The 23,893-nt window shown below is 69.1% G+C and carries 21 protein-coding genes and 5 pseudogenes; 9 read left to right on the plus strand and 17 right to left on the minus strand.

The annotated features are described in order from the left end of the window. Nucleotides 1-512 precede the first annotated feature (512 nt). On the minus strand, nucleotides 513-1,085 hold the full coding sequence (locus AB0N16_RS28560) for a TetR family transcriptional regulator C-terminal domain-containing protein (RefSeq protein ID WP_365801535.1): 573 nt from the start codon (nucleotides 1,083-1,085) through the stop codon (nucleotides 513-515). A 182-nt stretch (nucleotides 1,086-1,267) separates the two neighbouring features. On the opposite strand from AB0N16_RS28560, the gene AB0N16_RS28565 reads away from it, so the two are divergent. Continuing rightward, nucleotides 1,268-2,287: an alcohol dehydrogenase catalytic domain-containing protein gene (locus tag AB0N16_RS28565; RefSeq protein ID WP_365801537.1), complete on the plus strand. Its 1,020-nt coding sequence runs from the start codon at nucleotides 1,268-1,270 to the stop codon at nucleotides 2,285-2,287. Between the two features lie 281 nt (nucleotides 2,288-2,568). On the opposite strand, the gene AB0N16_RS28570 is transcribed toward AB0N16_RS28565, so the two are convergent. After that, a complete protein-coding gene (locus tag AB0N16_RS28570) occupies nucleotides 2,569-3,924 on the minus strand; it encodes a mycothione reductase (RefSeq protein ID WP_365801539.1) in 1,356 nt (451 codons plus the stop codon). Between the two features lie 266 nt (nucleotides 3,925-4,190). Further along, the gene (locus tag AB0N16_RS28575; RefSeq protein WP_365801541.1) at nucleotides 4,191-4,790 is read right to left on the minus strand and encodes a TetR/AcrR family transcriptional regulator; all 600 of its coding nucleotides are present in this window, start codon (nucleotides 4,788-4,790) and stop codon (nucleotides 4,191-4,193) included. 189 nt (nucleotides 4,791-4,979) lie between these two features. Here AB0N16_RS28575 and AB0N16_RS28580 point away from each other — a divergent pair, with 189 nt between their 5' ends. Further along, a complete protein-coding gene (locus AB0N16_RS28580) occupies nucleotides 4,980-5,540 on the plus strand; it encodes an ATP-binding protein (RefSeq protein WP_365801543.1) in 561 nt (186 codons plus the stop codon). Between the two features lie 272 nt (nucleotides 5,541-5,812). Here AB0N16_RS28580 and AB0N16_RS28585 read toward each other — a convergent pair whose 3' ends face one another. Then, a complete protein-coding gene (locus AB0N16_RS28585) occupies nucleotides 5,813-6,208 on the minus strand; it encodes a hypothetical protein (RefSeq protein ID WP_365801544.1) in 396 nt (131 codons plus the stop codon). Between the two features lie 32 nt (nucleotides 6,209-6,240). Continuing rightward, nucleotides 6,241-7,140: an NAD-dependent protein deacetylase gene (locus tag AB0N16_RS28590; protein WP_365801546.1), complete on the minus strand. Its 900-nt coding sequence runs from the start codon at nucleotides 7,138-7,140 to the stop codon at nucleotides 6,241-6,243. Here AB0N16_RS28590 and AB0N16_RS28595 point away from each other — a divergent pair. Then, the gene (locus AB0N16_RS28595) at nucleotides 7,133-7,498 is read left to right on the plus strand and encodes a hypothetical protein (RefSeq protein ID WP_365801548.1); all 366 of its coding nucleotides are present in this window, start codon (nucleotides 7,133-7,135) and stop codon (nucleotides 7,496-7,498) included. The two genes, AB0N16_RS28590 and AB0N16_RS28595, sit on opposite strands and share 8 nt — an antisense overlap. A 149-nt stretch (nucleotides 7,499-7,647) precedes the next feature. On the opposite strand, the gene AB0N16_RS28600 is transcribed toward AB0N16_RS28595, so the two are convergent. From AB0N16_RS28600 to AB0N16_RS28610, 3 genes are all read right to left on the minus strand, one after another. Beyond that, the gene (locus tag AB0N16_RS28600; protein ID WP_365801550.1) at nucleotides 7,648-8,688 is read right to left on the minus strand and encodes a LacI family DNA-binding transcriptional regulator; all 1,041 of its coding nucleotides are present in this window, start codon (nucleotides 8,686-8,688) and stop codon (nucleotides 7,648-7,650) included. Nucleotides 8,689-8,770: 82 nt separating this feature from the next. Further along, nucleotides 8,771-10,537, minus strand: a complete 1,767-nt coding sequence (locus tag AB0N16_RS28605; protein WP_365801552.1) for a discoidin domain-containing protein — start codon at nucleotides 10,535-10,537, stop codon at nucleotides 8,771-8,773. Between the two features lie 11 nt (nucleotides 10,538-10,548). Continuing rightward, complete coding sequence (locus AB0N16_RS28610) at nucleotides 10,549-11,643, minus strand: DUF1996 domain-containing protein (RefSeq protein WP_365801554.1); 1,095 nt, start codon at nucleotides 11,641-11,643, stop codon at nucleotides 10,549-10,551. Between the two features lie 613 nt (nucleotides 11,644-12,256). Here AB0N16_RS28610 and AB0N16_RS28615 point away from each other — a divergent pair. The 3 genes from AB0N16_RS28615 to AB0N16_RS28625 all read left to right on the plus strand — a co-directional run bounded on the left by AB0N16_RS28615 (nucleotide 12,257) and on the right by AB0N16_RS28625 (nucleotide 14,987). Continuing rightward, a complete protein-coding gene (locus AB0N16_RS28615; protein ID WP_365801556.1) occupies nucleotides 12,257-12,928 on the plus strand; it encodes a lysophospholipid acyltransferase family protein in 672 nt (223 codons plus the stop codon). Between the two features lie 290 nt (nucleotides 12,929-13,218). Then, nucleotides 13,219-13,728 (plus strand): hypothetical protein, encoded by a 510-nt coding sequence (locus tag AB0N16_RS28620; protein WP_365801558.1) that lies wholly within the window; start codon nucleotides 13,219-13,221, stop codon nucleotides 13,726-13,728. A 650-nt stretch (nucleotides 13,729-14,378) separates the two neighbouring features. Continuing rightward, nucleotides 14,379-14,987 (plus strand): YdeI/OmpD-associated family protein, encoded by a 609-nt coding sequence (locus tag AB0N16_RS28625; protein ID WP_365801592.1) that lies wholly within the window; start codon nucleotides 14,379-14,381, stop codon nucleotides 14,985-14,987. 200 nt (nucleotides 14,988-15,187) lie between these two features. On the opposite strand, the gene AB0N16_RS28630 is transcribed toward AB0N16_RS28625, so the two are convergent. The 4 genes and pseudogenes from AB0N16_RS28630 to AB0N16_RS28645 form a co-directional block, all read right to left on the minus strand. Continuing rightward, nucleotides 15,188-15,589, minus strand: a complete 402-nt coding sequence (locus tag AB0N16_RS28630; protein WP_365801560.1) for a TraR/DksA C4-type zinc finger protein — start codon at nucleotides 15,587-15,589, stop codon at nucleotides 15,188-15,190. A 58-nt stretch (nucleotides 15,590-15,647) separates the two neighbouring features. After that, nucleotides 15,648-16,484 (minus strand): annotated as a pseudogene (locus AB0N16_RS28635) (hypothetical protein). A 752-nt stretch (nucleotides 16,485-17,236) separates the two neighbouring features. Then, nucleotides 17,237-18,169, minus strand: a complete 933-nt coding sequence (locus AB0N16_RS28640) for an aldo/keto reductase (RefSeq protein ID WP_365801562.1) — start codon at nucleotides 18,167-18,169, stop codon at nucleotides 17,237-17,239. Nucleotides 18,170-18,218: 49 nt separating this feature from the next. Then, the gene (locus AB0N16_RS28645; protein ID WP_365801564.1) at nucleotides 18,219-19,079 is read right to left on the minus strand and encodes an aldo/keto reductase; all 861 of its coding nucleotides are present in this window, start codon (nucleotides 19,077-19,079) and stop codon (nucleotides 18,219-18,221) included. A gap of 442 nt (nucleotides 19,080-19,521) precedes the next feature. Between AB0N16_RS28645 and AB0N16_RS28650 the strand changes: the two are divergent. After that, nucleotides 19,522-19,611: pseudogene (locus AB0N16_RS28650) on the plus strand (menaquinone biosynthesis protein); the annotation flags it as partial. A 221-nt stretch (nucleotides 19,612-19,832) separates the two neighbouring features. Here AB0N16_RS28650 and AB0N16_RS28655 read toward each other — a convergent pair. From AB0N16_RS28655 to AB0N16_RS28675, 5 genes and pseudogenes are all read right to left on the minus strand, one after another. Next, entirely contained in the window at nucleotides 19,833-20,099 is a 267-nt protein-coding gene (locus AB0N16_RS28655) for a DUF4235 domain-containing protein (protein WP_365801566.1), read from the minus strand. Next, the gene (locus tag AB0N16_RS28660) at nucleotides 20,096-20,566 is read right to left on the minus strand and encodes a DUF3618 domain-containing protein (protein WP_365801568.1); all 471 of its coding nucleotides are present in this window, start codon (nucleotides 20,564-20,566) and stop codon (nucleotides 20,096-20,098) included. Before AB0N16_RS28660 ends, AB0N16_RS28655 begins: the two co-directional genes overlap by 4 nt. Further along, nucleotides 20,563-20,982 (minus strand): phage holin family protein, encoded by a 420-nt coding sequence (locus AB0N16_RS28665; protein ID WP_365801570.1) that lies wholly within the window; start codon nucleotides 20,980-20,982, stop codon nucleotides 20,563-20,565. Before AB0N16_RS28665 ends, AB0N16_RS28660 begins: the two co-directional genes overlap by 4 nt. Before the next feature lie 215 nt (nucleotides 20,983-21,197). Beyond that, nucleotides 21,198-21,568, minus strand: a pseudogene (locus AB0N16_RS28670) (transketolase); the annotation flags it as partial. Nucleotides 21,569-21,619: 51 nt separating this feature from the next. Then, entirely contained in the window at nucleotides 21,620-22,093 is a 474-nt protein-coding gene (locus AB0N16_RS28675) for a hemerythrin domain-containing protein (RefSeq protein ID WP_365801572.1), read from the minus strand. Between the two features lie 276 nt (nucleotides 22,094-22,369). Between AB0N16_RS28675 and AB0N16_RS28680 the strand changes: the two are divergent. Both AB0N16_RS28680 and AB0N16_RS28685 read left to right on the plus strand, forming a co-directional pair. Next, nucleotides 22,370-22,795 (plus strand): annotated as a pseudogene (locus AB0N16_RS28680) (SDR family NAD(P)-dependent oxidoreductase); the annotation flags it as partial. Between the two features lie 165 nt (nucleotides 22,796-22,960). After that, nucleotides 22,961-23,801: pseudogene (locus AB0N16_RS28685) on the plus strand (alpha/beta hydrolase). Nucleotides 23,802-23,893 lie beyond the last annotated feature (92 nt).

Raw genomic sequence — 23,893 nt, forward strand, 5'->3', positions numbered from 1 at the left:
AGATGCCAACCCCTTCGAATAATGGCACGAGTTCGAAGAGTGGCGCGCGTTCCGTCGTCATGTTCAAATCCGATCGGACCTTCAGGGTCTGGCGTTATGGGGTCGGCCATTCTCAACTGCTCCTTCGGGCCGTTCCCGACAGCGTGGATACCGTATGCCTGGACCTGCGTTTCGAAGGTGTGAGTGCCATGCAGTTGGTCCAGCACTACAAGTCGATCGAGCTCTGCTCCGCGAGCATGGCCGAGGCCGAGGAGATTCTCGGATTCTCCGGAACCAGCCCGTCCGGCAGAGAGATCCATCTGCCTGTCGTCCTGCGATCCAGGAGCGGATCAGGGTTTGTACTGTGCCGAACCGTTACCGCTGAGCGTGGCGGAGAAGACCCCGTCGGATCCGACTTCGCATGCGAGCAGCGCAGCGTCATCTGGAGTAGTCGCCCACGGTCGTAGGCGGACGGCGAGACGGCGACGACGAGTAGCGCCCCGCCGGAGCAGCCGTGACGATGACGGGCAGGCTCAGCGCAGCACGACGTCGAACACCATGTGGAAGAACGCGTCGATGGGGGAGGAGGACTTGTCGGCGCGGGCCGCGATCAGGGCACCTTCCCAGGCGCTGAGGACGAAGAGCGCGGTCGCCGGCACGTCGAGCGAGGCGCTGACCTCGCCCGATTCCTGGGCCTCGGCAAGCACGCGCTCGATGTGCGAGGCCCACTGCTGGAAGCCGCGCTGGACCGCCGAGCGGATCTCGTCGGAGTGGTCGGCCACCTCGGCGCCGAAATTGCCGACCAGGCATCCGCGGACGAAGCCGCTGTCCATCGTGTCCGAGCCCATGAACTCGAAGTGCGTCCGGAGCCGTTCCAGCGGAGGACGCCCGGCCGTGTCGAGCATGTCGAAGCGCAGACCGGCGGCATAGCGGTCGAGCGCCTCCAGAGCGCAGTCCTCTTTGCTCGCGAAGTGGTTGTAGAAAGAACCCTTCGGGGCGCCGGCGGCCGAGGTGATGTCGCTGATGCCGGTGGCGTTGAAGCCCCGGGTGCGGAACTGCTCCAGTGCCGCCTGCGCGATCTCCTCGCGCTTCGATGCGCGTGCCATTCTGATCACCTCCCCCTCAATATGTCCGGTCGTCTTAGGCGCTGTCAAGCCGGGGTCGCGGGGCCCGTGTGCTTGCCCGGCCGGGCTTGACGCCGTCTAAGACGACTGGTCATATTGAAAGTGACATCGCCACACCGAACCCCGCCGGCCCGTGCCGGCCGGGCGGTACCAAGGAGCCCTCCATGTCCACCACCTACCGAGCCTTCGAGGCCACCGGAGTCCACAACCTCCAGCTGGTCGAGCGCGAGCTGATCGACCCGGCGCCCGGACACGTCCGGCTCCGGGTGCACACCTGCGGCGTCTGCCACACCGACGTCCTCGCCGTGGAGGGCCTGCGTGCCGACCCGTCGAGTCCGATCGTGCCCGGCCACGAGATCGTCGGCGTGATCGACGCCGTGGGGCCCGGCGTCACCGCCTGGCACCCCGGCGACCGCGTCGGGGTCGGCTTCCTGAACGGACACTGCGGGGAGTGCGAGCCGTGCCGCCGGGGCGACTTCGTCAACTGCCTCGACCAGGGGCAGACCGGCACGAACATCGACGGCGGCTACGCCGAGGTGACCTACGCGCGTGCCAGCGGACTGGTCCGCATCCCCGACGGCATGTCCGCGGCCGAGGCCGCCCCGCTGCTGTGCGCCGGACTGACCACCTTCTCGGCGCTCCAGCAGGACTCCGTCCGGGCGGGCAGTCTGGTGGCCGTGCAGGGCATCGGCGGCCTGGGACACCTCGCCCTGCAGTACGCGCGCAGCCTCGGATACCGGGTCGTCGCCGTCGCTCGCGGCAAGGACAAGGAGCCGCTCGCCCGTGAGCTGGGCGCTCACGAGTACATCGACAGCTCGGAGACCGACCCCGGCTCGGCGCTGGCCGACCTGGGCGGCGCCTCGCTCGTCGTCGCCACGGCGTCGAGCGGCGCGTCCATGAACCCGCTGCTGCGCGGTCTGGCCCCCGGTGGGAAGCTCGTCGTCGTGGGTGCCGCGCCCGACCCGCTGTCGGTGTCCACCGCCGACCTGATCTTCGGTACCCGGAGCATCGTCGGCAGCCTGACCGGCTCGTCGATCGAGAACGAGGACAACCTCGGCTTCACCCTGGCCCACGGCATCCGCCCCGCCATCGAGACGATGCCCTTCGAGCGGGCCATGGACGCCTACGAGCGGATGCTCTCCGGCAAGGCGCGGTTCCGCGTCGTCCTCGACGTCGCCGCCTGATCGTCGTCCTCGCCGTCACCGCCGGACCCGGCTCCCCCCTCGCGCGGGGGCCGTACGGTCACGGCGGTCCGGCCTCGCGAGCGATGGCCGAGGCCGCCGGCCACGCCATGCCGGGGGCCGCGCGGGTCCCGCAGATACAGGTCGCGTGCCGTGCGGTTCTCGGGGCGCGACCGTGGTGACGGTGGATCTCGGCACCAGGTCCGTTGCCGGGCACGCGTCCGCCGGGGTGGGCGTCCGCTCCGGACGGTGCTCCCTCGGTGCCTCCCCTCCGCCAGGGCTGACTACAGGTCCAGCAGCGCCTGCTCGACGGCCTCCGTCAGAGCCGGGTGGATGTACAGGACGTCGTGCCCGATCCGGTCCACCGTCAGTCCCAGGGACATGGCCTGGATCAGGGGCTGGATGAGCGTCGCGGCCTGGGGCCCGATGATGTGCGCGCCCAGGAGCATGCGATCGGCCGGACTCGCGAGGAGTTTGACGAAACTGGTGGTGTCCTCCAGGGCCCATCCGTAGGCGGTCTGGGCGTAGTCGCGAACGCTCACCAAGCGGTCGATGCCGCGGCGCCGCGCCTCCTGTTCCGTGAGACCGACACTGGCGATCTGCGGACTGGTGAACACCGCGTGCGGCGCCACCCTGTTCGGCAGCGTCCGCACGTCCCGCGGATGGAGGATGTTGTGCCGCACCACCCGCGACTCGGCGTTCGCGACGTGCTTGAGCTGGAAGTGGTTCACCGCGTCGCCGAGTGCCCACACCCCGGGCACGGACGTGCGGTAGGCGTCGTCGGTGACGATGTGACCGTGTTCGTCCAGCTCCAGCCCGCCGTCGACGGCCCGCAGCCGGTCGGTGTTGGGCCTGCGGCCGACGCACACCAGCAGCATGTCGGCCTCGACGGCGTGCTCACCGTCCGGACCCGCCACCACCGCCGCCACACCGTCGCCCTTCGGTGCGAGCCAGGTGATCTCGGCGCCGAGCAGCACACGGTGCCGCTGTGAGGCGAGTTCGGTGAAGCGCTGCGACACCTGCTCGTCCTCCGCCATGAGCAGGCGTGGCCCGCGCTGCACGATCGTGACGTCCACGCCGAACGAAGCGAAGACGTGGCCGAACTCGGCCGCGATGAAGCCGCCGCCGAGCACCAGCATGGACGCGGGCAGGGCGTCGATCCGCATGATCGTGTCCGAGGTGTGGAAGGCGACGGTGTCGAGGCCGGGGATGTCCGGCACCACCGGCCTCGACCCGACCGCGACGACGAACGTCTCGGCGGTGATCCGCTCCGTCCCGACCTCCAGCACCTTCGGGGCGACGAAGCGGGCAGTCTCGGTGAAGACGTCGACGCCCTGTCCTCTGCGGTACTCCACCGCACTCTCGTGCAGCGGATCGATGCGGTCGAACACGCGGTCCCGGACGGACTTCCAGTCCACGTGCGCGACGCTCGCGTGGACTCCGAGGCGCCGCGCCGCCCGCGCGCCCTCGGCGGCGTCCGCGGCGACGACGAACATCTTGCTCGGTATGCACCCCCGGTTCAGACACGTGCCGCCGAAACGGTCCGGTTCGACGATGGCGGTCCGCAGGCGATCGAATTCCTCGGACAGCAGCATGTTGCCGCTGCCTGCCCCCAGGATGACGAGATCGTAGTGCCGCATGTCTTCCACCTTCCGTGGGCGGGACACCGGCCTTGCGCCGCATGGCTGTGAGCGTGCGGTCCTACTGACCACAATTCTGTCCGCATGTGCCGCTTACCACCACTGCCGGACGTGAGGGCGGCCCGGCCCGCGGCCGGCGCGCCAGGACACCGTCCCGTCCCGCCGGTACGCCGATGGTGCGCTGGTCGGCCCTGCCGCCGTAGGTGATGCGCACGATGGCGCGCCAGATCCCGCGAGCCGGGGCGGAGTGCGCCTGCGGAGAGGTGTCACGCCGTGGTCTGCCATCCGGGTTCCAGGCAGTCGAGGAGGGCGTGGAAGGCTTTGTGGGCCCGGTCCCAGTGGCCGTCGGCCAACGGGGCGATCAGCAGGCCGAGGGAGGCGTCGGTCAGGAGGGTGGCCTGTGTGCGCGCCCGCTCTTCGGTCATGCCGAGGTCGCGGAATACGGAGGTGTACAGGAGGTTCCATTCGGTGACGATGTCGCGCATGACGTGCCCGTAGCGGCCGGGGTGAAGCACGCTGGCGCTCATGATCTCGAAGTAGAGAGGGAACGTGGCGCGTACGTGGGGGTCGCTGAATTGTCGCCACACCTCCTCCACGAAGCGGCGGAGGTCTGCGGGGCTCGCGGGCGGGCCGGTGGCTTCCAGTAGTGCGCGGGTGCGCAGCAGGGGCCGACGCTCGTAGACGTCGAGGGCCTCGGCGACCATTCGTTCCTTGGTGCCGAAGTAGTACAGGAGCATGCGGTCGCTGGTGCCCAGGGCCTTGGCCAGAGGTCGCAGGGACAGGTCCGCGACGCCGTTGCGCACGACGTACTCGCGGATCCGGTCGAGAAGGTCGCGTCGCTTGGCCGGATCGGGTGGGCGAGGCATGTGCAGGCTCCTGGGTGAGCGTGATCGAGCATTCCGTGATGTCGGTTATTTAGTCTTTGTTGCGGTATTTACTGTAGCGGGGGCTACGTCTATATTTGAGATGTAGCGACTGCTACGTGCAGTGGCCTGGCGTGCGCCTGGCCCTTTCACCGGCCGACCGGCCGGTCGTCAGTGAAGGGACTGATCCCCGTGGCCACCTGGGTCATCGGCTACCGCGTCGCCGCCTTTCAGCGGGGCGGGCGGCCCTCTCGTGCCGCTGCGCCGTCGCGGCTCGCCCGGCAGTGGGCTCTGTGGTCCCGCCTGCTCGCACCGCTGCGGCCGTTGGACGCACCACGTGGCTGTGCCACCGCCTGGGATGCCTCCTGGCCCCTGCAGCGGGAACTGACCTCCGTGCGCCAAGCCCGACGTCTGGTGACCGCGCAACTGAGCGACTGGGCTGTCGGTGATCTCGCCGACACCGCTGAGCTACTCGTCAGTGAACTGGTCACCAATGCTCTGCGTCACACGCGCGGTCCGCTCCGGCTCAACCTGCAGTTGCGCGATTCCCGCCTGCTGTGCGAGGTCGAGGACACGGAGTCCACCAGCCCCGCGCGCGGCCCGGCCGACCCGGACGCCGAGAACGGCCGGGGCATCGAGCTCCTCGACCTGCTCGCGGACGCCTGGGGTAGCGTCCGGACCGCCACCGGCAAGACCATGTGGTTCGAGCTGCAGGCCGAAGGTCATCCTCGTGAGGCGCAAGCACCGTGCTGATGGTGGCCTGTGGAAGTCGCGGTCGGCCGAAGCGGAAATTCAATCGGACGCCATTACTTGATCGTGAGGCCGGTCCTAGGCTGAAGGCATGGTGACCAGGGGCGAGCGTTCAGGTCCAGATCCTCGAAGCGTGATGCGGTGGTCGCTGAGCCTGCACGTTGCTGTCGTGCTGTTGCTTTCCGCCTTCCAGTCGGCATCGTCGCGGCCGCGCTCTGGCTGCTTCTGGGTACGCCTCGGCTGCACGTAGCCGGACCACTCAAGCCCGGAGACATTTACGACGGCATCAAGATCGCATTGGCGGTCGTTGCCGGAACTGCGGTGTCGTGGCTCTGGTCGTCGGCTACCGGCGCCAGCACCTCAATGAGGTGCGTGAGGAGCGTGAGCATGGCAGGTCCTTCACCGACCGGTTCGGGGCCGCAGCCGATCAGCTCGGGGCGGATCAACCAGCGGCCCGGATGGCGGGTGCGTATGCCATGGCCCGGCTCGCCGACGAGTGGCGCCAGGAGCGTCAGACCTGTATCGACGTGCTGTGCGGCTACCTGAGGATGCCCTATGCGCCCGATCCGCCGGCCGACGAGTCGGCCCTCGTCGCCTGGCAAGGCGAGTTCCGCGGCGCCCGCTTCACCGGCGCCGACATCATCTTCATCAACGCGCTCTTCGCTGGCCACGACGCCGGCGGATATCCGCGCCGGAGGGCGCCTCAGTCCGCAGGCCCGCCGCCGAACGGGATGCCCAGCCGGTGGGCCACGGTGGTCAGGGCCGGTCCCAGGGGGAGCGCGACCCGGGTGAGGGCGTGCGGGTCGCCCCGGGTCGGGTCCTGGTTGACGATCAACACCGGCTTTCCCTCCTGGTGCGCCTGGCGGACGAACCGGAGCCCGGACATCACCGTCAATGACGATCCCAGGACCAGCAGTGAGGACGCTTCACGGACCAGCCGTCGGCAGTGCTCGACGCGCTGTGGCGGAACCGCCTCGCCGAAGAACACCACATCTGGTTTGAGTACGCCGCCGCAGTCGGCGCAGGGCACGATGCGGAAATCCCCGACCTGCGCGTCGGTGAGGTCGGCGTCACCATCCGGGTTGATCCCGGCGGCCACCGGGTCGAAGCCGGGGTTCTCGGCCTCCAGCCGCCGGGCGAGTTCGCGGCGCGGGCTGAAGGCGCCGCAGGAGAGGCAGACGACCCGGTCGAGGCTGCCGTGGAGTTCCACGACGCCCTCGCTGCCGGCGGCCTGGTGCAGGCCGTCGACGTTCTGGGTGATCACACCCGAGACGTGGGCGTGCCGTGCGTAAGCGGCCACGGCCCGGTGCCCGGCGTTGGGGAGGGCCCGGCCGAAGGTGCGCCAGCCGAGGTGGCTGCGCGCCCAGTAGCGGCGCCGTGCGTGGGCGCTGCCGGTGAAGTCCTGGTAGGTCATCGGGGTGTGCCGGGTCAGGCTCCCGCCTTTGCCCCGGTAGTCCGGGATGCCTGACTCCGTGGAGATGCCCGCGCCGCTGAGCACCAGCACACCGCCGGTGCTCAGCGCGTCGACGACCGGTTGCAGGTCGGTGGTCCCCGGCGGCAGATCCGCAGCGGGGGTCCAGCTCAGGGTGGGGCGCATGCGCATGCCGCCAGGGTACGGAGTCGGCGGCGGCTCAGGGCCGGCTCAGGGGGAGCAGGACGACCCGACACTCTCGGGAATCAGGGTCAGCGGCTCAGGCAACCACGGCAAAGCCGCCACGGTCTGCGCCGTCACAGCGGCATGCGAGGACACCTGGCTCGACCCCCACCACTCTCTCGATCCGAACATGATCGAGGGCGCCTTCGACCTCCACGCGCTGATCCTGGACGACATCGACCGACTGCGCATGCGCTGGGCCGATGACCTGTGCGCCCTGGGCCTGAGCCGATCGCTGATGAGCTTCCAGGTCACAGCAGGGATACACCGCCCAGACACGAGTCCGAAAAACTCGTCGGCCGACTGAAGCGCTCCGTCACGCCGGGGCAGTCGCCGGTGGCACGGGCGACGTCGATTCGGTATGTCTTCCGTTCGCCAGGTGTAGATCAGGGGTGTCCGGCATCGGCGGGCGGGGACTCCAGCCGGCCGCGTCGCCGACCTGTCCGAAGAGCACCGCTAGGCCGAGTCGCGGATCACCAGCTCCGGGTCGAAGATGACGGACGTCGCATCGGTGCGGCCGCCGTGGATGTGCTCGTCGAGCAGGCGGGCCATCTCCGCCGCCATGTCCTCCACCGGCTGGCGGATCGTGGTCAGCCGGGGCCGGCAGGTCACGGCGATGCTGGAGTCGTCGAAGCCGACGACCGCGACGTCCTCGGGGACTCGGCGTCCGCGCTCCCGTACGACCTGGCAGGCGCCCTGCGCCATGAGGTCGTTGGCGGCGAACACACCGTCCGTGTCGGGGTGGCGGTCCAGCAGGTCCGACATGGCCGCGAGACCGCTGTCCAGCGTGAACCCGCCCTCGGCGACCGGGACGTAGGGATGGCCGTGGCGGGCGAGCGTGTCACGGAACCCGGCAAGACGCTCCTGGCTCGCCGCCACGTCCAGGGGGCCGCAGACGGTGGCGGGTCGTCGACAGCCACGCGCGAGGAGGTGCTCCGCGGCGAGGCGCCCGCCGTCCCGGTGCGCCAGGTCCACGTAGCTGAGCGGGACCGGACGGGAGGGACGAGCGAAGAGCACGGCGGGAAGCCGGGCGTCGGCGAGAAGGGCGGGCAGCGGGTCGTCCGCGTGGGTGGAGACCACGAGGGCGCCGTCGGCACGGCCCTGACGCAGGTAGGTCAGCACCTCCTCGCGTGCCTGGGCGGACTCGGCGAACATGAGGACAGGGTGCATCGAGCGAGGGCGCAGGAAGCCGACGATCCCGCTGACGACCCGTCCGAAGAAAGGGTCTGCGAACACCGACGCGGCGAAGGCGTCCTGGCCGGCGTCGCTGGTGTCCCCGGCGCCGGACATCACCAGGGCGACGGTCTCGGCCCGCCGGATCACCAGGGAACGGGCGGCCCGGTTGGGCGCGTAACCCGTCCGCTCGATGGCCCCGCGGACCACCTCCTGTATCTCGGGATCCACGTTGCGGATGCCGTTGACGACCCGGGACACGGTCGCCCGGGAGACACCGGCCTCCCGGGCGACGTCCTCCAGAGTCGGGGCCCTTCTGCTCATGCAGGCACCCTAATGGACCTGCGAATCAGGAAATAGAGCGCTCTCCCGGAGCGGGGCGTGCACTCCGGGAGAGGTACGTCCGTCAGGCGTAGACGCCGAACTCGTAGAGCGAGTAGCCCCAACCGGTGCCCCGCGCCGTGCCGTTGACGCGGACGTAGCGGCCGGTCCCGGTGACGTCGAAGTCGTCGATCCCGCCGTTGCCGTCGGACACGGTGTGTACGGTCTGCCAGGTCTGGCCGTCGTCGGAGGTCTGGATGGTGTAGGCCTTGGCGTACGAGGCCTCCCAGGACAGCTGGACGTGCCGGAACGTGGTGCGGGTGCCGAGGTCGACCTGGAGCCACTGGGGGTCGCTCCAGTCACTGGCCCAGCGCGTGGCCTGATCGCCGTCGACCGCGTTGGCCGCGGTGCACGGGCAGTCGCCGTAACTCGCCTGGTAGGACGAGGCGGTGGCGGGTTTGCCCCGTGCCACATTGGTGCCGGACGGAATCGGCGGGACGACGCGGATCGAGCGGGTCTCGACGCCGACGTTGCCCCGGCCGTCCGTCGCCTTGACGTAGACCTTCCAGACGCCGGGGCGGTCGGGCGCGGTGATCCTGAGGCGGCCGCCGCCGAGGTCGGTGGAGGGCAGCGAGGCCAGGTTCTTGCTCTGGTCGATGTAGTTGCTGTTGTCGAGGACCTCGTAGGAGATCCGGTCGCCGTCGGGGTCGGTGGCCTTCACGGCCAGGACGAGGTCATGTCCGGCCTGCACCTGGCCCGCGCCGCCCTCCACGGTCAGCTCGGAGATGACGGGCGGGGTGTTGTCGTGGCTGGTGTCGCCGCCGTAGGCCTTCTTCACGGCGTAGTACGACAGGCGCTTCTGGCCGGCGGGGAGCAGGTTGAACCAGATGCCGCCGAAGTCGTACTCGGTGCCGTAGTGGAACATCGTGGCGCCGAGCGCGACCCCCTTGTGCCCGGTGACGCAGCCCCAGGCCCGCGTGTAGCCGTCGGCCTTGGCCTGGTCGGAGGGCTCCGACGGGACGCCGTTGGCGTCGTCGGGGACCTCCCACTCGCCGGCCGGCCCGGTCTCGGTGACGATGTAGGGCTTGGTGTAACCCCCCTGCTGCCAGGCGGACTTGATGTCGCAGACCGCGTTGTAGGAGTTCACGGCGTACAGGTCGAGGTCCGGCGCGTTCTTCTTGAAGTAGGGCCAGGCGCCGACCCAGGCGTCGGTGGACGTGACCGGGTGGTTGGGGTCGACTGCGTGGATCCTCTTGGTGATGTCGTTGACGAGGGTGGTGTAGGCGTCGCGCTGTCTCCCCAGTTCGTCGCCGCTGTAGCAGTTCTGCAGCCCGAGTACCGACTCGTTGCCGACGTCCCACATGAGCACGCCGGGGTTGTCCTTGTAGGTCTGGACCCACTTGGGGAACTCGTCGAGCACTTGGTTCCTGTAGGCCGTGTCGGTCAGGTAGTTGACGCAGCCGCCGCTGCCGGGTCCGCCGCCCGGCTGCAGCCAGAAGCCCGCGACGACCTTGATGCCGTGGGCGGCCGCGGAGTCGAACAGCGGCTTGCTGGTGGCGTCGGTGCCCCAGGTGCGGATCGTGTTGACGCCCATGGACTGGAGGTCCGGCAGGTACTTCTCGGCGTCCGCGACGCTCGGGCCCCAGGTCAGGCCCTTGATCTGGTACTGCTGCCCGTCCACCGTCAGCTGCCAGGCGCCCTGGCTCCCGGTGACCTTGACGACACTGCCCGCGGCGTGGGCCTGGGCGGCGGGCAGAGCGGCGAGGAATCCGGCGGCCAGTACGCCGGCGGTGAGGGGTGCCGCGATACGGCGCGTGCGGGTGAGCGTGCGGGTGCGGGGTCGTGGGGTCATGCGCGAACTCCTCAAGGCAGTCGGTAGTGCTCGTCGAGCGCGGCGCCCGCCTCCGGGTGGGTCTCGTCGTAGCCGCGCGCGTCGCACTGGAGCCCGCCGACGACGCAGTGGTCGACCAGGGCCTTGAGCGTGGGGGAGTCCCAGGCGTTGAAGAAGTCGTAGTGGAAGCTGTGACCCGCTCCGCTGGACAGTCGCACCTTCGACATGTCGCCGTTGACCGGGAAGGCCATCTTGAACTCGATCATCGGCAGCGCCACCGGGTGGTCTGCCGGGCACATGGTGTCGTTCGTGCCGGGCTTGACCACGGGGTAGGCCATGTGGCTCTTGTGGTCGGGGGTGTCGAGATACTTGCCGTCCCAGCAACTGGGCGCCTGGAACCGGATGTTGAGCTGGACGTCCGCGCGGTCGGGGCAGGTCGCGGGGAACTCGGTGTTGAAGTAGCTGTCACCGCACTCCCAGCCCTCGACGAAGCCGGGGTGGTGCCGGAAATCGTCGGCGCTCTGCATGGGGCTGCCGACGACGAAGCGCAGGCCCTTGGGGAAGGGCCGGACGCTGGTGTAGTCGGTGACGCCGGCCTTGTAGTAGATGACCTGCGGGCCGACGGGCAGGATCTGCTGGTCGCCGTTGTAGAGGGTGGGCATCCAGTAGCCGGACAGGTCGCCGGGGGCCTTGCACGTGGTGCCGCCGGCCGACAGCGAGGCGGTCGTGCTGTTGGCGTCGGTCGTCGTGTTGCCCATGAAGGTGTGGTCGTGGGACTTGCCCGGCTGCTGCGGGTAGACGATGGGGTCGTCCGGCCTGGTGTGGGTGACCGAGCAGTTGGCCTGGAACTCGTGGAAGTAGCGGTGCGGCGGGTCCTGGGTGGACGGCGTCACGCCGGTGACGGGCGGGTTGGCGGGGATGTAGCCGTCGCCGTCCGGATCCTCCGGGGAGTTGGCCGTGGACGCGGCCATCGCATGACCGGAGTGGGTGGCCGCGAACGACTGCGCGGCCGCGCTGTGCGGTGCGGGCGGCCCGGCGCTGACGGCGACGCCGCCGAGGCCGAGCGAGGTCAGCAGGAGCGCGCCGGTGATCAGCGTGGCTGACAGGCCTTTCGATCTCCGTGGCATGGAGACCTCCTCCTGAACGGTGGGGGTGTCAGAGGTCGTCGCCGGGAGTCCCCATGACGTGACGTCAGGCGAGCCGACGTGGGGGCGCCGGGGGACGTTCGGGAGAGCGCTCTCCCGCCGAGGAGTGTTGAGGGCATGTCATCAAGGTGTCAAGGGATCCGGCAGAAGAGGACCCGGAAAGATTTCAGCTTCAGAAGGCTTGCCGAGCGCCGGAACTCATGAGTTAAATCAAGTCATGAACTAAGCGAGCCCGCAGCGCTCTTGGTGCACCCTGCCGGGCTCCCTGCAGGCTCCCCTCCTCACGCATCCGCAGAGACCTCCATGAGACTCAGATCCGTGGGCGTCGCCATCGCTGCCCAGCGCCGGCCCGCCCTTCCCGTTCGCCGGCCGACCACTTGCCGTCGACCGGTTCGGGGGCCGCCTTGAGGGGCGGCCCCGACCACACCGACCACACCGATTGGGCGACTTCCAGGGCAAAGGCGCAGTTCATCGGGAATGATGCCGCCCGGGTTGAGTACCGGGCACCGGTGGAGCTGAGTAGATGCGCTCACGCCCCGCCCCCCCCCGCTGGCCCTCAAAGATGAAGGTCTCGTCATTGAGACCGGGAGACCTCATGCTCAGCCGCCTTGCCGACGTCCTGTTGCCGGCCGTCGGCCGACTCACCGTGACCGCCGACGCCGGTGCCGCCTTCGCGCCTGGCAGCATCATCGTCGCCAACCACACCTCCCTCGCCGATCCGGCCATCGTTCTCGCCGCGCTGCGCCGCCTGGGCGCCGAGCCGGCCGTCATGGCGGCCGCGGGCCTGTGGCGCGTCCCCCTGCTGGGCCGCGCGCTCGCCCGCGAGGGCCACATCCCGGTACACCGCAACGACCGCCATGCTGCTCGCTGCCTTGATCTCTCCGCAGCCGCCCTGGGCGAAGGACGCATGGTCCTCATCTACGGCGAAGGCAGACTCCCGCTCCGCACGGACGCCGCCGAAGCCGCGCCCGCCGCCTTCCGCAGCGGCCTGGCGCGGCTGGCCGAACGCACCGGCGCCCCCGTCGTACCCGTCGGCCAGGCAGGAGCCCGGCGCATCACCTCGGGCGGGACCGGCAAGCAGATCGCAGGGCTGGTCACCGCGCCACTGCGCCGCCCGTCCCTGTACGTCCACGTCGGGGCGCCGATCACACTGACCGGTGACCGGGCAGCGTGTACCGCACAGGCCCACGGCGCGGTGACGGCCGCATGGAGGACGGCGGCCGGACGCCTCGGCGAGCCCGCTGTACCGGCAGCCCGTCGAAGCTGACCGGCAAAGCGCTGAGGCATTCCGTACGACGGTTCCACCGCGCGCATGGTCGCGACCGGCTCACTACCGGTCGGCCTGCCCGACAGCGCTCCCTGGCGCGACCAGGGGTTCTACTGAGAGCCCTTGGAGGGCCGCTCTTCCCCGGTTCGAGACGAACTGGCCGCGCGACGGCACGCGTTCACCTTGAGCCGTTCCGGTCGCCGACGCCGCAAGCGGGTTCGGGCCGAAGGCGCCACTGCAGCGACCAAAACCGGTCGCGCCGGCAGTCCTCGCCCATCAGGATGGCGGCCATGCCGAGCATCGAATTCCTGCACTACCCACGCTCCGAACACTCCTCCCTCCTTCTATGGGGCGTCCGGATCGACGGCACGGATCTGCGCGTTCACGTCGCCGACGCCACCCGCGCCCTGTGGAGCCGGGAACACGACGAGGAGACTCCGTCGGAGCAGGAACGCTTTCTGCTGTCTCAGCACGACGGCCTTCCTGTCCCGGAGGTCGACGACCGCATGCGCCATTTTCTCGGGGATCCAGCCCCGGAGTTCGCCGACGCAGCCGGTACCACCCCGGTTCTTGGCTGCTCCTGCGGCATCTGGGGCTGCTGGCCCCTACTGGCACTCATCACCACTACTCCGACGACCGTCACCTGGTCATCGTTCCGACAGCCCTTCCGCAAGGAGTGGGGCGAACTTGCCATGGGGCCCTATGTTTTCGCCCGCAACCGCTACGAGGACGCACTCGCAGAACCAGTCCGTCTGCTCAAGGACCCACTGGAAGGCCTGCACGAGGAGACGAACCCGTGATCGCGGCAGTTCACGCGTTGCCAGGGTGCGCGGTTCCCGTTCCCAGCGAGGCCGTCCGCGCCGGGTCTCGTCGATGCCCAGGACTGCGACCTGCGGCAGAGGTGCCTCGGTGACGTTGCGGGCCTGCGTGCGGACTGCTCCCATCACAGTCGGCCGGGCCGCAGATGCAGCATCCCGCGCGGCCTGGATGACAGTGGAGTCGGCATCCCCTACGCGGCGCCCGGCCGCACCCCGCAGCCGGGCGGTCAGCCTGGCACCGGCCGGGATCTGCGGGATCTGCTCGGTGAAGGACCGGCGAGGGCAGCCGCCTCGCGGCACCTCCAGCGGCGATCGTGCCGGCGGAACTCCAATCCGCTCTCGCCGTAAGGGAGATCGCGCAGCCGGGGCACCGCAGAGTGTGCCGAACACTCCGAACACTCCGCAGGCCGGGCAGGCCCTGGCTGTCTCGTCGGCCGTGACCAGGTGACCTCGGCGCCTTCTGCCGTCCAGCCGCTCCACCCGCGCGACGGACACCCCGTCGAGGTCGAGCAGCAACGTCGTATCGTTGCGCAGGCCCGTGGCTCCTGGATGATCGTTCTGCGTCGAGAACAGAGATGATCACGCAGGTCCACGGGGGGCATCCTGCATCCGGGACCGTGCCCGAACGCGTCATGGCAACCGGCCGGGTGTGGTTCGCTGTCGGGGTGACTCAGGACTTGGAGACCGTCGCATTCGAATCCGCCGAGGCATTCCAGGCATGGCTCGGCGAGAACCACGCCGTCTCGTCCGGCATCTGGCTCAGGCTTCGCAGGAAGGGCCCCGGAATCGTCGCGCTGGACTACGCCCAGGCGCTCGACGTGGCACTCTGCTACGGCTGGATCGACGGCCAGAAGGCCAAGTTCGACGACCAGTGGTGGCTCCAGCGGTTCACCCCGCGCAAGCCGCGCAGCAAGTGGTCCAAGGTCAACCGGGACAAGGCGGCCGCCCTGATCGAGCAGGGCCGGATGCATCCCGCGGGGCAGGCCGAGGTCGACCGCGCCAAGGCAGACGGCCGCTGGGAGGCGGCCTACGACGGCGCGAAGACCGCCACGGTGCCGGACGACCTCACGGCGGCCCTGACCGCCGACCCGGCCGCAGCGGAGTTCTTCGAGACACTGGACCGGCAGAACCGCTACGCGATCCTGTACCGCGTCCAAGACGCCAAGAAACCCGAGACCCGGGCGCGCCGGATAGAGAAGTACGTAGCCATGCTGGCGAAGGGCGAGAAGCTCCACCCGTAGTCACGGAGAGGGACCGCAGCCGTGTAGTGCCCAGGTCCCGGCGCGCCTGCGGCAGGGAAACCAGGCGCTGGGAAACGACGCCAACGGCTGAGCCGGAGGTCAGCTCGCGGGCTCAAGCGCAGCCGTCTCCTCGTCGTGCTCGCGCAGCATCCGGATGGTAGTCGCAACGCCGAATTGGGGCAGGACGACATGTCGCGCCCTCAACTGTGCGCCCTCCAACGAGCTATGGACGCGCAACGCACGCATGTTTTCGCCGCCGGGCGAACTTCGAGGCGCTCCGTCGGGATCGGCTCACCGCATTGCTCGCAGCGCCCGTAGTCGCCTCTCTCCAGCCGTTCCAGGGCGCCATCGAGATCGTTCAGATGCTCGCGCGCCTGGGACAGCAGAGCGGCGACGTGCGCCCGCTCGAAGGCCGTGCTCGCCCCCTCCGGGTCGTGCTCGTCGTCAATGGCCACCAACGCGTTCGCCTCGACGATCCCTTCGAACTCACGGCTAAGGGCGGATATCTGGTGCAGCGTGCCCACACGGTCGGCCGCGAGCAGCGCCCGCATCGACTCGCCCTGGGGCGCGGGAAAAGCGGCATTGATCCATTGATCGCTCATATCGGGGGAAACCTCATTGTCTTATGACGAATTCCCGGGTGCTCGGGCGACGACGGCCTCAGCGATGACGTGGGCGGCCACGCTGGTACTGCTTCGGCCACGGGACGTCGTCACCGAGCACATGGGCCGCGCGGAGCGGCCAGGTCGGATTGCGCAGCAGTTCGCGCGCGAGCATGATCGCGTCGGCCGAGCGGTCCACGAGGATCTGGTCGGCCTGCTCCGGCGCGGTGATCCTCCGGCCACTGCGCCCGTACGGCGTCGGTGACCTGGACCAGGAAACGGCTGCGCCCGTCGAGATCGCCTCCGTACTCGTCGCTGCGGTGGTTGGACAGCGGTGACAGGAACTGGTGCAGCAGATAGCCGTGCGCGGCGTGGATCTCCAGGACCTCGAAGCCGGCGGCCAGCGCCCGCGCGGCGGCCTCGCCGAAGGCCCGGACCAGAGCGCGGATGTCGTCCGCGCCGAGTTCCCGCGGGGTAGGCCAGTCGCCGAAGGGCAGCGGTGACGGTGCGACCGTCTGCCATCCTCCGTCCTCCGGTTCGACGTACACGTCACCCTCCCAGGGCGGTGCCGTCGACGCCTTGCGGCCGGCATGGGAGATCTGGATGCCGGCAATGGCCCCTGCCCGTGGACGAAGTCGGTAATCCGCTTGTACGCGGCGGCCTGCCCGTCATCCCAGATGCCGGCGTCGGAAGGGGTGATCCGGCCCTCAGGTTCCACTGCCGTGGCCTCCTGCATGACCAGGCCGGACCCGCCGCGTGCCAGGGAGCCGAGATGCACCAGATGCCAGTCCTGCGGATAGCCGTCGACCGAGCTGTACTGGCACATGGGGGCCACCCAGGCCCGGTTTGGGAAGGTCGTGCCGCGGAGGGTGAGCGGCGAGAGGAGACGGCTCATCGGAGGCCTCGCAGGAGGGATGGGGGACGCCGGGTGGCCCCGCAGCCGTCGAGCCGTGACTGCCTGGGTTCGTGCGGGGCGCGCCGCACGGTGGGTGCACCCGAGTACCCCGGCCGCTCGTGGCACACACACCACCGGCCAGGCGTGCTCACCCGCGCGGATGTCCGGGCACGTGGCGGTCCCGGGCCGTGATCGCGTGCACACCTGGGTCGTCGTCCTGATCGCCCTCTTCGGCTCTGGCTCTCGCACACCTTCCTGGCCCCCGCCATCGAGTCCGGTACGTGCTCCGGAGTGAGCGTCGTGAACGGCCCACACACCTAGACGAGCAGATAAGGGGAGGTCGCGGTAATTCCTGCCCGCACCGGACCCGGCCCCGTCCATGTGTCGGCGTGCCCGCACCGCGAGCTGGTGACACGCCGCTTCCGATCCCCTGGACCGCCGCGTCCGCGACCACCTCGCCCACCTGTGCCTGCCAGGTATCCGTCAGGAAGCCGGGGCGGAAGTCCTGTGCGATCTCCGCAGGTCCCAGGTCCGCAGGCTCCAGGTGAGGTGCGATGCAAGGCGACCGCTACCTGACGCTGAACTTCATACTGCAGACGTCGTCCAGCCGTGCCGGGTGTGCCTGCGCCGGCTCACCGAGAACCGCGCAGTCGAGTGTGTGACAGCCGTCGAGTGTGTGACAGTAGACCCCCGCGTGCGCGGCCATCGTGGACATGGATTGCGCACCTGTGGCTGTCCGCTCGGGGCGACGGTCAGGGCACGATGTAGTTGGCGGCGCGGAACAGTTCGTACCATTCTGCCCGGGTCAGTGGTACGTCCGATCCGAGGGCGGCGTCCGCGACGCGCCCCGGTGTGGTCGTACCGATGACCACCTGCATCCGGGCGGGGTGGCGGGTGATCCAGGCCGTCGCGATGGCAAGGGACGGCACACCGTACTTCGCCGCCAGGCGATCGATGACGGCGTTGAGCTCGGTGTAGCGATCCGAGCCGAGGAACGGTCCGTCGAAGAAGCCGGCCTGGAACGGTGACCAGGCCTGCACGGTGATGTCGTGCAGTCGGCAGTAGTCCAGAAGCCCGTCGTCACGGCTGACCGACTGGTCCAGGCCCTGCATGTTGGCCGCGACGCCTTGCGCGACGAGCGGGGCGTGCGTGATCGACAGCTGGAGCTGGTTCACCACCAGCGGCTGTGTGACGTGGCGGCTCAGCAGATCGATCTGCCGGGGGGTGTGGTTCGAGACACCGAAGGCCCGCACTTTGCCCGCCGTGGCGAGGTCGTCGAAGGCACGCGCGACTTCTTCGGGTTCGACCAGGGCGTCGGGGCGGTGCAGCAGCAGGATGTCGAGGTAGTCGGTGCCGAGAGCCTCGAGCGAACCGTCCACCGACTCCACGATGTGTTCGTAGGAGAAGTCGAAGTAAGGGCCCTCGCGGACGATGCCCGCCTTCGACTGGATGATCAACCCTTCGCGCTGCGAGGAGGTCAGCCGCATCGCCTCGGCGAAACGGCGCTCGCAGCCGTGCAGCTCGCTGCCGTACACGTCGGCGTGATCGAGGAACGTGACGCCGGCGTCCATGGCGGTGGCGAGGAGTTCGCGCACCTCAGCGTCGCTCTTGTCTTGGATGCGCATCAGGCCGAGCACGATGTTCGGGACGACCATGTCGGTGCCGGGCAGTTTGAACGTCTTCACGATCGGGTCCTTGTCCGTAAGTGGGTGTGCGGTGCCGAGAGCGGGCGCCTCAGGCCGCCGACAGGCGGGAAATCTGCTCGAGTGTGAGCTCGACATCGGTGGCGGCCGCTGAGTCACGGATGCTTTCGGGGCGAGAGGACCCGGGAATCGGGACCACCACGGGCGCGAGGGCAAGCTCCCAGGCCAGGGTCACGCGGTAGACGCTGACGCCTGTCTCGTCCGCGACCTCGCGGAAAGCGGCGTGGCGCGACGAGAGTTCGGGCGCGTTCGCTATGCCGCCCAGGGGGCTCCAGGGCAGGAACGCGATCCCTAGTTCGGCGCAGTGTTCCAGCTCGCGCAGGCTGGAGCGGAACCTGGGCGAGAACTGGTTCTGGACCGAGACGAGGCGACCGCCCAGGATCTCGTTCGCCTCGTCGATCTGCTCCACGGTCGCGTTCGAGATGCCCGCCATGAGGATCACGCCCTCGTCGAGCAGGTCACGGATCCCACCGATCGAGTCGGCGTACGGGACGCGCGGGTCGGGGCGGTGGAACTGGTAGAGGCCGATCGCCTCGACGCCCAGGCGCCTGGCCGACTCCTTGGCGGCCTGTTTGAGATAGGCCGGATCGCCGTTCACGGTCCAGCTGCCGTCGCCGGGCCGCAGGTGACCACCCTTCGTCGCGACGAGCACGTCGTCCGCTCCCCGGCCATACGAATGCAGAGCCCGGGCGATGAGCTCCTCGTTGTGTCCGACCTCGTCGGCGCCGCGGTGATATGCGTCCGCTGTGTCGATGAGCGTGACACCGGCGTCGAGCGCGGCGTGGATCGTCGCGATCGATCTGCCGGCGTCGGGGCGGCCCTCGATGGACATCGGCATGCCGCCGAGCCCGATCGCCGAAACCGTCTGTCCGCCGATCGTGCGTTGCTTCATCGGTCGTCTCCTCCGGGTGTGGAAGACAGGTGGTCGAGGTCTTCGCGTACGGAAGGCCTTCCTGGCCGAGCCTAGGAATCGATGATTCAGAGGTCCAACAGTTGTTGCTCATAGCATTGAGAAACGAAGTCGATGAATATATCTGCGGCAGACGCGATACGGGCTCCGGCTCGGGCACGAGTGTCGTCCGGCGATTCGGTACCTTGACCGGGTTGGTATGCCCGTCGACCACGTCCGGGCTCCAGGACCGCCGCTCGGAGGGCGAGATCGACGGCGCCGAGGGGCAGCGCCTGCTGTGGATCATCGGTGCGGGGTCGATGATCCTCTCGTTCTCCGCAGGCAGACGCCCTTACTCAGTCGTGTTCCGCCGCCCCCGAACCGCCCTTGGCCTGCCTGATTGCCGACCGGGCACCCCTGGCACGGGGGAGACTCCGAAGCGACCCTGGACATCGGTCCGATCGCCTGCATGGAGTACCTCAAGCATGCCGACGACTTGGTGCTGCTCCCGGACATCGCGGTGGGCAGCGAAGGCGCGGGGCTAGCACATGGAGAAGCGCGCCTGGGCTGGCAGGCGCTTGCCGACCTCCTTCGTCGGCTTCTGGCTCTCTGCCCCGGTTGTCCGCAGACGAGAGGGGCCCGGCAATCGCAAGGGGGCACGGCGAAGGGGAGAGAGGGAAGGTGTCGTCCGTCTGGAAGCTGACTGCCCGTCGGCGTCCCCTTGCTGCGGGCTGCGGGGGACGCCGAGGGGAGTGGTCAGCCGGGCCAGGTCCCGGTCAGCCGGCGGATGGCGGTGGCGCCGCCGCGGTCGACGGCGGCTTTGACGCCGGCGAAGATCGCTCCTTGCAGGGCGGCTGCCGACAGGACCTCGGGCCAAGTGCGGTGTTCGTCGGTGGCGTTGGGGGTGTCGTCGTCGTGGCCGAGCCTTTTCCAGACCTGCTTGAACGCCGCACCGGCCACCATGCCGCTGAGGGCGCCCATGGCCATGCCGAGTGGCTTGTAGGCGATCTTGCTCGCTTTCATCGGTGCTTCCTGGAGCGGCGGATGAGCAGCAGGGCGACGAACGCGCCAGCCGCGGCGAGCAGCGGGGCGCGGTTGGCCCGTGCCGCCTGCAGGCCCTGGCCGGCCTTTTCGCGTGCCGGCTCCGGCGTCTTCTCCCAGGCCAACTGACCGGCGTGAACTGCCTTGTCACGGACCTGCTCCGTGGCGGCGGCGGCCTTGGCCCGCACCGGCTCCGGGGTCCTGTCCTGCACCTTGTGGACTACGCGTGATGCTGTGTCCCGCAGTTGGGTCTTGGCCTGTGCCGCCTTCTCCTCGACCTGTTCCCTGACGGCGTCCGTCTTCTCCTGGGCGCGGGCTCTGACATCAGCCTTGGCCGCGAGCGCCTCAACGGTCTCGCCGAGCTCCTCGCGGGTCGCCTCGACCTGCTTACGGAGTTCCTCCGTGGAAGGTGCTGCCTCATCGCCCGTGTACGGCTTGTCCTGGGTCATCGCTGTGCCTTCTCCTTGATTTCGGCTACGTCGGCCTTGACGCTGTCGATGGTCTGTTCGGGTGCCGGCGGGGATGCCTTGCTGATCTGCCGCTTGCCGAGAACCGCCATCAGCGCGGTGACGGCGGCCAGAACGGCCGTGACGATCAGCGCCGCCGCCCACACATCCATGACGAGCGAGAGCGCGGCGATCACGGTGGCCACCAGCGCTTGCAGCGTGAGAACACCCACTAGTCCCGCACCGCCGAACAGCCCGCCGCCCTTGCCGAACCGCTGGCCCTTCTCGGTCATCTCCGCCCGCCCCAGGCGCATTTCGTCGCGGACCAGCTGCGACAACTGCTGCGAGGCACGTTGGACCAGCTCGCCGACCGGTTCCTGTGCTCCACTGTCGGCGCGTGGGGAACCCTCTGCGGTCATGGGCGCTCACCTGTCCTTCGTCGGCGTTTCGGCAGTTCCTGTGACGTCCGGCGTCCGTTCGTGCTCGTCGGAGGCCGTGAACCGCCGTGGGCGGCGACCAACCGGTCTTCTTCTGCCGCCGTTTGATCCTGTCTCCGTGTACCCCGGTAACGGCACCTCACCGCTGCTCGGAGCAGACGTCACTACGGCGGTCCTGAGCTGACACCGTGATTGCGGGGCGTTGCCGAACCCCAGGTGCGGTACGCCTCCAGGTTCGACAGCTTCAGGCCGTAGCCGGTCAGATGGAGCTGGATGTACAGGGTCAGGCTGGAGTGCCGGCAGGAGAGGACGAACCGGTCGCGGCCCAGCCACTGGTGGTCGCCCGGGTCAGCCACATGACGTTCTGGAACAGCAGGTGCGCCAGCGGGGCGAGGCTCATCGCCGTCCCGGGATGGCCGTTGCCGACCTTCTGCACCGCGTCGGCCGCCGGCACCCGGACGGTGTCCACCGCCCGTACATCCACCGCGTCCCACTCGGCGTCGTCCGCCATGGGCAGCGTCACGGACCGGGCCGGTGAGGTCGGGTTGCCGGACTGCTCACTCGTCATGCCGTGGCTCCTCGGAGGGGCCAGTCGTCGGTTCTGCCGTCGTGTCCTCCGTCATTCATGCGCGCTGGGAACCCGTAGGGGGTCGTGAGGGGCGTCGGGCTTGGCGGCGGCGAGCTGCTCGCCCAGTTCGCCCAGCCGGTTGCGGCCGAGAGCGGAGCGCACCTGGGGGAACCACTCCTTCTCCTCCTCCTCGACGTGGTGCCGCACGTTCTCCATGAGGACCGTCATCTTGGCGTCGAAGCGCTCGTCCTCGGGGTCAAGGCCCGCCAGCTCGGACAGCATCCACAGCACGACGTGGTGCTCCTCGACGCTCTCCAGCACGTGGTCGCTGGTGTCCGGCACGGCGGCGCGAGCAGCGGGGTAGAAGATCTTCTCCTCGATCCAGGCATGGACCGTCAGCTCCTCGATCACCTTGTCGGCGATCTTCCGCTTGGTCTTGTAGGCGCGGTCCCCGGCCTGCTCGAAATCCTTGAACAGCTTCTCGACCGTCTTGTGGTCTTCCTTGAGCAGCGTAATCGCGTCCATGGGCCCGCCTTCGCCTTGTCCGGCACTCCGAAAGCCGATCGGCTCTCACGGTCCGGCTACCCCCGGCATCGCGTCCGACCCACTTGAAGCGCACCTTTTGCCGGGATCGGCTGTGGGGTCAGAGGCGATCTCCGGGGAACTCGTTCTGGACCAGCGGCCCGGGAGGCAGAACACGACCACGATCCATGCGGCCAGTATCCGCGAGTGACGCAACCACAACGTCGTCGACCCCGAGGGACAAAGGTGGTGTTCCGTGATGGTTCTTCCTGCTGCTCGCGGCTGCGCCGACACTTCGCGGTGAACGTCTTCGGCCCCCTTCTGCTCACCCAGAACATCGCCCGTCAGATGGCGGCACGCCGCAGCGGACGTATCGTCTCCATCTCCTCGGTCGCCGGACTCACGCACGCTGTGCAGGCGTTCGCCGACGCGCTGGACCAGGAACTCGCCGAGTCCGGCGTCACCGTGGCGACGATCAACCCCGGCCCCTTCCTCACCGCTTCAACGACACCATGCTCGAGAGGTGGCAGGAATGGCGCGACAGGCCCGCCGACCGTCTCTACGACTACCCCGCTCTCGCCTTCCCGTTACGAGCAGCACGACCCCGAACTGGTCTACGAGTGAACCGTGCAGGTCCTGCTCGGCGGGGACCGCCGCTACCGGCACCTGCTCCCCGCCGAGAGGGAGTCGCAGCCCCGCGAACAGGGATTCCCCATGCATCGATGCATGGCCGGCGACAGCCGGGGCGACCGGGCAGTGCCGGTACCGCACCGGCGGCAGGACGCGATACCTGAGCAGAGTGCTGGGAAAGCCGGTATGTCCGAGGATTTCTAGACCGCGCAGGTCGATGTCGGTGAGGCTTCCGCCTTCGTGCGCTTCGGGGGTGAAGGCCCGCCCGTGGTGGTGCTGCTGCTGCACGGACATCCCCGCACATCGGCGACCTGGCACCGGGTCGCACCGCTGCTCGTCCGAGCCGGTCACCCCGTGTTCTGTCCCGACCTGAGGGGGTACGGGCGCTCCAGGGGGCCGCGCTTCACGGCGGACCACCTGGGCTATTCCAAGCGGGCGGTGCCGGGGACGTGGTGGCCGTGATGCGCTACCTCGGTCATGACCGGTTCGCGCTGGTCGGGCACGACCGTGGGGGCGCTGTGGCGCTGCGCCACACGCTCGACCACCCCGAGATCGCCTCCCGGGTGGCGTTCGTGGACTGTCTGCCGTTGACGGAGCGTCTGTCGCGGATCACCGCCGAGTTCGCCACCCGGTGGTGGCACTGGTTCTTCTTCGCCCACGGGACATCCCCGAGCGAGTCATCGCCGCCGATCCCGACAGCTGGTACCGCGGCGACCCCGAGGTGATGGGGCAGGAGAATTACGGCGAGTGGCGGCACGCGACGCGCAATTCGGAGGTCGTGCGGGCGATGCTTGAGGACTATCGCGCCGGCCTCAGCGTCGACCGCCGGCACGAGGACGCCGATCGAACCGCTGGTGCCCGTCTCGCCTGCCCGACATTGATCCTCTGGTCCCTTCAGGACGACCTGGAAGAGCTGTACGGAGATCCCCGCACGATCTGGAACCGGTGGGCCGACGATGTCCGCGGCTACGGCATCGACTCCGGACATCTCGTCTCCGAACAGGCCCCCGAAGCGCTAACCTCTGCCCTCACCGACTTTCTTCAGCGGGGCCCGAACGGCCTTGGCAGTGGCCACTCCTAGTAGGACTCCGTTAGGTCTGTCTGGATCTTGGAGTCGTGGGTGGCCTTGCGGGCAGGACTTGGTGGCAGGTGCTGCAGACGCCGGTCCAGCAC

Source organism: Streptomyces sp. NPDC051105, assembly GCF_040682795.1.
In the GTDB taxonomy this organism is placed as follows: Bacteria; Actinomycetota; Actinomycetes; order Streptomycetales; family Streptomycetaceae; genus Streptomyces.